Annotated in this window: 1 protein-coding gene; it reads left to right on the top strand. The window is 61.7% G+C overall.

Annotated features, from left to right (window positions below):
* Positions 1 to 55 precede the first annotated feature (55 nt).
* Entirely contained in the window at positions 56 to 2,146 is a 2,091-nt protein-coding gene (locus tag ACZ53N_RS37160; RefSeq protein WP_469145109.1) for an ISAzo13 family transposase, read from the top strand.
* Positions 2,147 to 2,166: the final 20 nt, after the last annotated feature.

Genomic DNA, 2,166 nt, shown 5'->3' with positions numbered 1-2,166 from the left:
GAAGCTGTCCGGAAACAACGCGTTGCTTTGACGGGGGCATGATCGTTGATCTTCCGTGGTCATATCCCCGCCGGTCCCTGGTCAACTGACTTCGCGGCTTCAGGTGTTGCTTCCCCATCTCAACGAAAGGCAGAGGAGGCTGCTCCTCGCTGCTGAAGCGAGGGGGCTGGGTCACGGAGGGATACGAAGCGTGGCCCGTGCGGTCGGCGTCAGTGAAACGACCGTCCGAAAGGGCATCGCCGAGCTCGGCACGGAGCCGCTCCCGGATGGCCGTGTTCGACGCCCGGGAGGCGGCCGCAAGGCCGCAGCAGATAAGAACCCGGACCTGATTCCCGCTCTCTTGGCCCTGGTGGAGCCAGATGAACGAGGAGATCCCATGTCGCCGTTGAGATGGACGACCAAATCGTTGCGAAAACTCTCCACCGAGTTGACGAAGCAAGGGCACAAGGTCTCGGCGACCACGGTGGGCAAGCTGCTTCGGGAGAGCGGCTTCAGCCTCCAGGCGAACGTCAAGACTTTGGAAGGTAAACAGCACCCGGACCGCGACGCGCAATTCCACTACATCAACAGTCAGATCAAGGAGCATCAAGCAGCCGGCGAGCCCGTCATCAGTGTGGACACGAAGAAGAAGGAGCTCGTTGGCCAGTTCCACAATCCTGGCCGTGAATGGCGTCCCAAGGGTGATCCGATCGATGTCGAAGACCACTCTCTCTTCGCTCGCCCCGGCATGCAGCAAGTGATTCCATACGGAATCTACGACATCGCCGCCAACACAGGCTGGGTCAACGTCGGCGTGGACCATGACACCTCGGCCTTCGCCGTCGCCTCGATCCGCCGGTGGTGGGAAAGCCGCGGCCGGACCGATTACCCCAGCGCCACCCGCCTTCTGATCACAGCGGACTCCGGGGGCTCCAACTCCCCGCGCTACCGACTTTGGAAATCTGAGATTGCCGCTCTGGCCGAGGAAACGGGAATGGCCATCACCATCTGCCACTTCCCGCCCGGTACATCGAAATGGAACAAGGTCGAGCACCGCCTGTTTTCGCACATCACGATGAACTGGCGGGGCCGGCCGCTGACCAGCCACGAGGTCGTCATCAAGACCATCGCATCGACCCGTACCCGCTGCGGGCTCCGGGTGGAGGCCGAACTTGATACACGCGACTACCCGACCGGGATCTCCGTCAGCAAGGAGTACGTGGACTCGCTGCCGATCGAACCGCATGAGAGCCGGGGCACTTGGAACTACACCGTCCTGCCGCACAAGAGCGATCACGCCTCAGTTCCTCGCGTCAGCAGGCCACAAGGCCTCAACCTTGAGGCAATCGACATGCTTTCGGACCCGCGGCTGACCGGTATGAGCCGCGAGGAATTGGCTGATCTCATCGAATGTCTGGCCCCTGTCCAAGAAGCGAGAGACGAGCAGCGGCGCTACGAGCGCCGCGGAGGCAAACGCCGGCGAACAAGAGGCGCAGGCGCAATCTCGGTAATCACCCCTGAGGTGAGGATCCTGGCCGCCGTCCTCTACTTGCGTGAGGTCATCCCCATGCTGCTCCTGGCTCAACTGCTGGGTGTGGAGCGTAAGCCCCTGCGCACGGCGATCGACGAGACCCATCGAATCTTCACCGATCACAGCTGTGCCATCAGGCCGGTAACCCTGCGGCTCACCAGCGAACACGCGGTGCGTGACTTTCTCGCGACGGAAGCTAGGGAGAGGCCCGAGATCCCGTTGGAGGTGCTGACAGACCCCTCCATCACTGGCATGAGCCGGGAAGAACTCACCGCATTGACGGAGCGCCTGTTGATGCGTTACCGCGCGCGGCTTGAGGAGCTCAGGATCAAGCGACGGGGCAGAGAACTGCACAAACTCCCTGGGCTTGTATCCCAACGGAAGATCGCCGATGCGGATCGCGTCTTGGCCGCCATTCTCGCAATGCGCAGAATCGCCACACGAAAGGCAATCGCCGACCTGTTCGGAGTGAGCGCGCGAACCATCGGAAACACCCTCGTTGAACTCCGTCCTCTGCTTGAAGCCGACGGATACAACCCGACCCTCATCTTACGAGCCCAACGGTTCTACACCGCCGAAGAACTTCTCCAGTCCGCCCACGTCACAGGAGATCTTGATGCCCAGCCCAAACCGTGACGTTATTCGCGCACAGCTTC

Source organism: Streptomyces sp. NPDC033229 (genome assembly GCF_055576875.1).
The sequence above is the reverse complement of the archived record's forward strand: the minus strand, read 5'-3'. Positions and strand labels throughout refer to the sequence as shown.